Annotated in this window: 6 protein-coding genes and 2 pseudogenes; 7 read left to right on the top strand and 1 reads right to left on the bottom strand. The window is 68.8% G+C overall.

Annotated elements, in window-relative coordinates:
* A pseudogene (locus F615_RS19915) lies at positions 1-150 on the top strand (IS5/IS1182 family transposase); the annotation flags it as partial.
* 137 nt (positions 151-287) lie between these two features.
* Here F615_RS19915 and F615_RS18275 read toward each other — a convergent pair.
* Positions 288-488 (bottom strand): annotated as a pseudogene (locus tag F615_RS18275) (putative zinc-binding protein); the annotation flags it as partial.
* Between the two features lie 252 nt (positions 489-740).
* Here F615_RS18275 and F615_RS0110590 point away from each other — a divergent pair.
* The 6 genes from F615_RS0110590 (at position 741) to F615_RS0110565 (ending at position 8,074) form a co-directional block, all read left to right on the top strand.
* Entirely contained in the window at positions 741-3,713 is a 2,973-nt protein-coding gene (locus F615_RS0110590) for an adenosylcobalamin-dependent ribonucleoside-diphosphate reductase (protein WP_019561161.1), read from the top strand.
* A gap of 167 nt (positions 3,714-3,880) precedes the next feature.
* Positions 3,881-4,276, top strand: coding sequence for a YbbN family protein (locus F615_RS0110585; protein ID WP_232301004.1), 396 nt, complete (start codon positions 3,881-3,883; stop codon positions 4,274-4,276).
* Between the two features lie 186 nt (positions 4,277-4,462).
* Positions 4,463-5,251, top strand: a complete 789-nt coding sequence (locus F615_RS0110580) for a FadR/GntR family transcriptional regulator (RefSeq protein WP_051090232.1) — start codon at positions 4,463-4,465, stop codon at positions 5,249-5,251.
* Positions 5,248-6,147: an L-threonate dehydrogenase gene (gene ltnD / locus F615_RS0110575; RefSeq protein WP_019561158.1), complete on the top strand. Its 900-nt coding sequence runs from the start codon at positions 5,248-5,250 to the stop codon at positions 6,145-6,147. The genes F615_RS0110580 and ltnD overlap by 4 nt, the downstream gene beginning before the upstream one ends.
* Positions 6,144-7,403: a 3-oxo-tetronate kinase gene (gene otnK / locus F615_RS0110570; RefSeq protein ID WP_019561157.1), complete on the top strand. Its 1,260-nt coding sequence runs from the start codon at positions 6,144-6,146 to the stop codon at positions 7,401-7,403. The genes ltnD and otnK overlap by 4 nt, the downstream gene beginning before the upstream one ends.
* Positions 7,403-8,074 carry a class II aldolase/adducin family protein gene (locus F615_RS0110565; RefSeq protein ID WP_019561156.1) on the top strand — a complete coding sequence of 224 codons (672 nt, stop codon included), beginning with the start codon at positions 7,403-7,405 and terminating at the stop codon, positions 8,072-8,074. The genes otnK and F615_RS0110565 overlap by 1 nt, the downstream gene beginning before the upstream one ends.

The raw sequence follows: 8,074 nt of genomic DNA, 5'->3' as shown, positions 1-8,074 counted from the left end.
CACCCGTTTCATGTGCTCAAGCGCCTGTGGGGCTTTGCCAAGGTGCGCTACCGAGGCCTGGCCAAGAACGCCAACCGCGCCTTCACGGCGCTGGCGATGGTCAACCTGTACATGGCCGCACGGCGCGTGCCGGCATTGGTGCGCCCGTAATGGGCCCATCATGGCCCGGGCGGGCGCCGAAGGGCCCGCCAGTAAGGCCCTCGAGGCCGTAGAACGCGCCAAAAACGCTCCGTTTCGCCCCGCGCAGGACAATCTCGCCGCGGCGCGGGGCTTGATCAGCGTTTCCCTAGGATGGGGCGTCTCATCTGCGCCGCTTCCTTCAATTTGCGCACCAGTGGTGGCACGTCACCGCCCACGCCGGCGATGCATGACATCTCCGCAAGGCCTTCGTGGTCCAGGCGCAGCGCGAGGTGGTTGGCCATCTGCGCCACGCTGGAGCAGCCGGAGCAGGAATACACGAGGGTGAGCGCATCGTTGGGGCGGGCCATGTCCATGGGGTCCTTCACGCGTGGTGGACGGGCTTCGAATCTAACAACCCGAAGACAGCAGGGGGTTGCACTGCGTCAAGCCCCGAAGCGTCCCGCGCCCGACACGGGCACTTGTGACTCACATCAACCGATCGCCGTCTGCCTTGACGTACCGTGCGCTGCGTTGCACCGACCCTGCCGCCGAAGCGGCCGCCCCTCGACAGCTGCGGCCAAACCGAATTCAATGTCACCCAGGTCCGTCCAGGAGGTCCCATGCAAGACACCTCGTCCCGAACCCATGCCGTCGTCTCCAACCTGCCTGCCCAGGCCATCAGCGAGGAGGTGTTGCTCGAGAAATACGCCAAGGGTCAGGAGCGCACGCTGGACGATGTGCGGGCGCGGGTGGCGCGGGCCCTGGCCGAGGTCGAGGCGCCCGAGCAGCGCGCTGCATGGCAGCAGCGCTTCTTCGAGGCTCAGCGCCAAGGCTTCATCCCGGCCGGACGCATCTTGTCGGCCGCCGGCACCGAGCTGCGCGCCACGCTGATCAATTGCTTCGTGCAGCCCGTGGGGGATTCCATTTCGCACCCGGACGAAGGCCATCCCGGCATTTACACGGCGCTGACCGAAGCGGCCGAAACCATGCGCCGGGGCGGTGGCGTGGGCTATGACTTCTCGCGCATCCGCCCGCGCGGCGCCTGGGTGGGCGGCACCCAATCCAGCGCGTCTGGGCCGGTGAGCTACATGCGCGTGTTCGATCGGTCGTGCGAGACGGTGGAATCGGCCGGCGCCCGGCGTGGCGCGCAGATGGGCGTGCTGCGCTGCGACCACCCCGACGTCGAGGAATTCATCCATGCCAAGGACAGCGGCGACCTGCGCAACTTCAACCTCTCGGTGGCCGTGACCGATGCCTTCATGCAGGCCGTCGAGGCGGACGCCGAGATCGAGTTGGTCCACCGTGCCGAGCCCGGCCCGGCGCAAAAGGCCGCTGGCGCCTTCCAACGCGCCGATGGCCTGTGGGTGTATCGCCGAGTGGCTGCGCGCGACCTGTGGGATCAGATCATGCGCTCCACTTACGACCATGCCGAGCCTGGGGTGCTGTTCATCGACCGCATCAACCAGGACAACAACCTGGGTTATTGCGAGACGATCGTCAGCACGAACCCGTGCGCCGAGCAACCGCTGCCCCCCTACGGCTGCTGCTGCCTGGGTTCCATCGACCTTACGCGCTTCGTGCGCGAGCCCTTCGAGCCCGGGGCTTCCTTCGACGAGGCGGCCTTTGCCCAGCTGTGCCGTGTGGCCGTGCGCATGCTCGACAACGTGCTGGAGGTGACCTACTGGCCGCTGCCGCAGCAGCAGGAGGAAGCCCGCCGCAAGCGCCGCGTGGGCCTGGGCTTCACCGGCCTGGGCGATGCCCTGGTGATGCTGGGCCTTCGCTACGACACGCCGCAGGCACGCGCCACCGCGCGTCGCATCAGCGAGGTGATGCGCGATGCGGCCTACGAGGCCTCGGTGGCCCTCGCCCAGGAGCGCGGCCCCTTTCCGCTGTTCAATGCCGATCTCTACCTCTCCCGTGGGGCCTTCGCCTCGCGCTTGCCGCAGCCGCTGAAAGACCGCATCCGCGCCCATGGCATTCGCAACTCCCACCTGCTGTCGATCGCGCCCACCGGCACCATCAGCCTGGCCTTTGCCGACAACGCCAGCAATGGCATCGAGCCGGCCTTCAGCTGGACCTACACGCGCAAAAAGCGCATGCCCGATGGCACCTTCAAGGAATACCTGGTCGAGGACCATGCCTGGCGTCTGTACCGCCATCTCAAAGGCGAGGACGCCCCCCTCACCGAAGCCTTCGTCACTGCGCTGCAAATGAGTGCGGCGGCCCATCAGGAGATGGTGGCCGCGGTCGCACCGTTCATCGACACCTCGATCTCCAAGACGGTCAATGTGCCGGCCGACTATCCTTATGCCGACTTCCAAGACCTTTACTGGCGCGCCTGGAAGTCCGGCCTCAAAGGGCTGTCCACCTACCGGCCCAATGCGGTACTCGGCTCGGTGCTGAGCGTGGCGCCCACCGCGCCCCAGCCGCAGGCGTTGTTGCCTGACGACGCCAACCGCCGCATGGCGCTCGACCGCCTGCCCGCTCCCGTGCTGGCTTCATTGCGCTGGCCCGGCCGGCCGGAGCTGCCCGCAGGCAACCCGGCCTGGACGTACATGATTCGCCATCCCTTCGGCGAGTTCGCTCTCTTCGTGGGCGAGATCACCGAAGAGCTGACGGCCGCTCAGCCCGCCGGCTTGCAGGCCGGCGGACGCTCGTCAGACGCGGGCGAGTCCGCAGGGACTCCCGCGGTCCGGACTCGCCCCTTCGAAGTGTGGGTCAACGGCGCCGAGCAGCCGCGCGGCCTGGGCGCCATGGCCAAGACCCTGTCGATGGACCTGCGCGCCAATGACAGCGCCTGGCTGCAACTCAAGCTCGACGCCCTGGCCACCGTGGCCGAGGAACGGGCCTTCGACATGCCTTTCCCGCCGCACGGCGAACCACGGCGTTTCCCGGGCGTGGTCGCGGCCATGGCGGCGGTCATCCGTTGGCGTTGCGAACAGCTGGGCGTGTGGAAGGACGGCGCCCTGCGGCGCGCCACGCCGGTGCTCGATGCCATGTTCAGCCGGGAGGAGCCCCGCACCGGCACCTCGGGCACGCTGGCCTGGTCGGTGGACATCGACAACCCGGCCACGGGCGAGTCCTTCACGCTCACGCTCAAGGAAGTGACCTTGCCCGGCCCCGACGGCGCACCCGTCACCCGACCTTGCGCCATGGGCCTGTCGGGCAACTACCCGCGCGCCCTGGATGGCCTGGCCCGGGTGCTGTCGCTGGACATGCGCGTCATCGACCCGGCCTGGATCGGCATGAAGCTGCGCAAGCTGCTCAACTATGCCGAGCCCCTGGGTCACTTCATGGCCTTCGTGCCCGGCCTGCCCCACGGCGAACGCCGCCAGCAGACCTGGCCGTCCACCGTGGCCTACATGGCGCGCCTCATCATCCACCGTTACGCGATGCTGGGCGTGCTCGATGAACAGGGCTTTCCGGTGCGCGAGATGGGCATTCTGCAGGCGCCCCAGGCCGAGGGCGTTGCGCCCAAGGCCACGGCCCCCATGGCCGGCAGCCGCTGCCCCGAATGCGGCAACCTGACGGTCATCCACAAAGACGGCTGCGATTTCTGCACGGCCTGTGGGTATACCGGGACCTGCGGGTGAAATCGTCGCAGCGGACCTTCGCCGGTGGCGTGCCGTCCTGCGCACCGTGCCGCTGCGGCTCAACCCTGCGAGTCGCGCGGTACAGTCCTGGGCCGAGCGACTCGGCCGTGTGAGCCCCAAGCGGACCTGCGGCGACAGCGTCGCTGCGGATCCGAACGGGAGCAACCGTGCATCCAGCCTCCAACTCACCCCCGATGGTGCATGTGGCTTGCCTTTGTGCAGCCTGGTGTCGCTTGTGCGAAGGCTACACCGCGGTGTTGCACGAGGTCGTTGCGGCCTTGCAAGCCGAAGGCCGGCCGTTGCACCTGCATTGGATCGATATCGAAGATGACGCTGCCCTGGTGGGCGATGTCGATGTCGAAACCTTTCCCACCCTGGTCGTGGCCAGCATCGAGGCCTCGCAGGTCACGGTGCGTTTTGCCGGCCCGGTCACTCCGCAGCCGGCCACGCTGAGCCGGCTGCTGCGCGCAGCCGTGGCCGATGCCGCGCGGGGCGAAGCTCCCCGGCCGGTGCCTCCGCCCATCCAGGCGTTTGCCCAGCGGTTGCTCGCGCCGTGGCGATAGATCCCGCGTTGCGCCGAGTGCCCGCCCTGGCACCACGGTGATCCTGGGCTTCGGCCCGGCTGCAGGTGCCCTGCCACCCAGGAGGGAGGAGGGCAAGGGGGGAGGAGGGCACGAGCCCCAATGAAAGCGCGCGCTTCGGGTTAGTCCTGGTGGTGCCCGAACCCGTCAAATTTGTATGATGACCTGATGACACGACGGCTTCTCCCTGCCGAGCCTTTGCAAGCGCCGGATCGCTTGTCGGACCAGTTGGCCGACTTGCTGCGCCAGCGCATCGAGCGCGGCGAGTTGCGTCCCCAGGACCGCCTGCCCACCGAGCAGGAACTGGCCGAGCGCCACGGTGTCTCGCGCACCGTGGTGCGCGAGGCCGTGAGTCGGCTCAAGTCGATGGGCTTGCTCGTGTCGCGCCAGGGCTCCGGCGTGTTCGTGGCGCCGGTGTCCCGGGCCAGGCCGCTGGCCTTCGACCCGGCGGTGCTGCATTCGCTGGAGGCGGTGATCCAAGTGGTCGAAGTGCGCCGCGCGCTCGAAGGCGAGGTCGCGGCCTTGGCGGCCCAGCGCGCCGACCAAGCCGCCGTGCAGCGCATTCTCGAGGCCTTGGCCGCCATCGATACGGCGGTGGCCGCCGGAGGCGATGGCGTCGAGGAAGATTTGCATTTCCATCGCACCGTGGCCGCCGCCACGGGCAACCCGCAGTTCACCCGCTTGCTGGGTTTTCTGGAGCAATACCAGCGCGATGCGATGACCGTCACGCGGGCCAACGAGGCCATGCGGGAAGACTTCATGGAGCAAGTGCGCGCCGAGCACCGCGAGATCGCGCAGGCCATCGCCGCCCACGACCCCGAGCGGGCCCGGCAGGCCGCCACCACCCACATGCTGCGGGCGGCCCGCCGCATCGAAGAAGCCGATGCATCGGTGCGCGCAGCGCTCAGTGCAGCCCTGGTGCCGCGTCGGCACTCCACCAAAGGATCCGATTCATGAGTGACAAGACCCTGGGCGTCATCGGTCTGGGCTCCATGGGCCTGGGCGCGGCCTTGTCGGCCCATCGCAAGGGGGTGCCCACCTGGGGCTACGACCCGCGCGCCGAAGCCTGCGAGGCGTTCGCCAACGCAGGTGGTCGCGTGGCGGCCACACCGGCAGAGCTTGCCGCACGATGCGATGTGGTGCTCATCTTGGTGGTCAATGCCACGCAAACCGAAGACGTGCTCTTTGGCAGCGGTGCGGTGGCCGAGCACATGAAGCCGGGGTCGGTGGTCGTGGCCTCGGCCACGGTGGACCCGGCCTTGCCACCCCGGTGGGAGGCCCGCTTGCGCGAGCGCGGCCTGTGGTTGATCGATGCGCCGGTCTCTGGCGGGCCGACCAAGGCCGCGCGCGGCGAGCTGACGATCATGGCCTCGGGCCGCCCGCAAGCCTTCGAGGCGGCTGGCGGCGTGCTCGATGCCTTGGCCAGCAAGGTCTATCGCCTGGGCGATGCGGCAGGCATCGGCTCCACCGTGAAGATGGTCAACCAGCATCTGGCCGGCGTGCACATCGCTGCGGCGGCCGAGGCCATGGCTTTGGGCCTGCGCGCCGGTGCCGATGCGGCCCAGCTCTACGAGGTGATCTGCAACTCGGCCGGCATGAGCTGGATGTTCCAGAACCGCGTGCCGCACATCTTGGCCGGCGACTACCGGCCGCTGTCGGCGGTCAACATCTTCGTGAAAGACCTGGGCATCGTGCTCGATGCCGCACGTCAATTCACGATGCCGCTGCCGCTGGCGGCGGCCGCGCATCAGATGTTCTTGCAGGCGGCTGCCGCTGGCCATGGTGGCGAAGACGACAGCGCAGTCATCAAGATCTTCCCGGGCATCGAACTGCCCCAAGGGCCGAACGCATGACGGTCTTGGGTGTCATTGCCGACGATTTCACCGGCGCCACCGACGTGGCCAGCATGCTGGTGCGCGCCGGCATGCGCACGGTACAGGTGATCGGGGTGCCAGACGGGCCGCCTGCGCAGGCCGATGCCGTGGTGGTGGCGCTGAAGTCGCGCACCACACCGGCGCACCAGGCGGTGGCCGAATCGCTGGCGGCGTTGCGCTGGCTGCAGGCAGCCGGTGCGCGGCAGTTCTATTTCAAGTACTGCTCCACCTTCGATTCCACGCCTGCGGGCAACATCGGCCCGGTGGCCGAAGCCCTGCTGGAGGCGCTCGGTGCCGATTTCACCATCGCCTGCCCCGCCTTTCCCGAGAATGGGCGCACGGTGTTTCGTGGGCACTTGTTCGTGGGCGATGAGCTGTTGAGCGACTCGGGCATGCGCCACCATCCGCTGACGCCCATGAACGATGCCAACCTCTTGCGGGTGTTGCAAGCCCAATCGCGAGGCCGCGTCGGCCTGGTGCGCCATGACACGGTCAAGCAAGGCGTGCCGGCCGTGCAGGCGCGCTTTGCCTGCTTGCGCGCCGAGGGCGTGCGCTTGGCGGTGGCCGATGCGATCGACAACGACGACTTGCGCACCCTGGCGGTGGCCTGCGCCGATCTGCCCTTGATCACCGCCGGCTCGGGCCTGGCCTTGGGCTTGCCGGCCGTGTACGAGGCGCGCGGCTGGATCCGGCCCGATGCGCAAGCCGCCGCGCTCCAAGCCGTGGGTGGGGCGGCGGCCGTGCTCGCGGGCTCGTGCTCGGCGGCCACCCGCGCGCAGGTGCAGCACTGGATCGCTTCGGGCCGGCCGGCGCTGCGCCTGGACGCCCGCGAGCTCGCGCAAGGCCGGCCGCTGGCGGCCGAGGCCCTGGCCTGGGCGCGCGCGCACCTGTCCGAAGCGCCGGTATTGATCTATGCCACGGCCCGGCCCGAGGAGGTGCAAGCCATCCAAGCCGAGTTCGGGGCCGAGCGGGCCGGCGCGCTGGTCGAAGCCTGTTTGGCAGCGATCGCACAAGGCTTGATCGCCAGCGGCGTGCGCCGCTTGGTGGTGGCCGGCGGAGAAACCTCCGGTGCGGTCGTCCAAGCGCTGGGGGTGCGGCAGTTGCGCATCGGCGCGGCGATCGACCCCGGCGTGCCCTGGACGCAGGTCGAGCATCGGCCGCTGCTGCTGGCCTTGAAGTCCGGCAACTTCGGCAGCACCGATTTCTTCAGCAAAGCCTTGGAGCAGGTGAGCTGATGCACGGCCAAGACCTTTTGCGCCAGGACCTCTGCCGCATCGGCCGCTCGCTCTTCGAGCGCGGCTATGTGCATGCCACGGCGGGCAACATCAGCCTGCGTTTGGAGGCGCCCGACGGTGGGGGCGTTCTCATCACGCCGACCGATGCCTGCCTGGGCTTTCTCGCACCCGAGCAACTGGCCTGGGTGGATGCGCAAGGCCAGCAGCGCAGCGGCGAGCGTGCCAGCAAGACGCTGGCCTTGCATCGGCGCATCTATGCGGCCGCGCCCGATGCGCGTTGCGTGATCCATACCCATTCCACCCATCTGGTGGCGCTCACGCTGCAAGGGGTTTGGCGCGTGGACGACATCCTGCCGCCACTGACACCGTACTACGTGATGAAAGTCGGCCACGTGCCGCTCATGGCGTACCGCCGCCCCGGCGCCCCCGAGGTGGCCGACCAGGTGGCCCAAGCGATCGAGGCGGCTGCGCGACGCGGCGCGCCCTTGCGCGCCGTGATGCTCGACCGCTTGGGCCCCGTGGTGTGGGGCCCCAGCGCCACGCAAGCCATGGCCACCTTGGAGGAACTGGAAGAAACCGCCAAGCTGTGGCTGATGTGCCGCCGCGAGCCTGCACCTTTGAGCCAGGCCCAGATCGAGGAATTGCGCTGCCATTTCGGCGCCTGCTGGTGA

This window comes from Caldimonas manganoxidans ATCC BAA-369, assembly GCF_000381125.1.
Taxonomy (GTDB): Bacteria; Pseudomonadota; Gammaproteobacteria; order Burkholderiales; family Burkholderiaceae_C; genus Caldimonas; species Caldimonas manganoxidans.
The sequence above is the reverse complement of the archived record's forward strand: the minus strand, read 5'-3'. Positions and strand labels throughout refer to the sequence as shown.

What these genes read in the sequence shown, in the direction of transcription:
- F615_RS0110590 (WP_019561161.1), top strand. Translation starts at nt 741, where the DNA reads ATGCAAGACACCTCGTCCCGAACCCATGCCGTCGTCTCCAACCTGCCT.
- F615_RS0110580 (WP_051090232.1), top strand. Translation starts at nt 4,463, where the DNA reads ATGACACGACGGCTTCTCCCTGCCGAGCCTTTGCAAGCGCCGGATCGC.
- ltnD (WP_019561158.1), top strand. Translation starts at nt 5,248, where the DNA reads ATGAGTGACAAGACCCTGGGCGTCATCGGTCTGGGCTCCATGGGCCTG.
- otnK (WP_019561157.1), top strand. Translation starts at nt 6,144, where the DNA reads ATGACGGTCTTGGGTGTCATTGCCGACGATTTCACCGGCGCCACCGAC.
- F615_RS0110565 (WP_019561156.1), top strand. Translation starts at nt 7,403, where the DNA reads ATGCACGGCCAAGACCTTTTGCGCCAGGACCTCTGCCGCATCGGCCGC.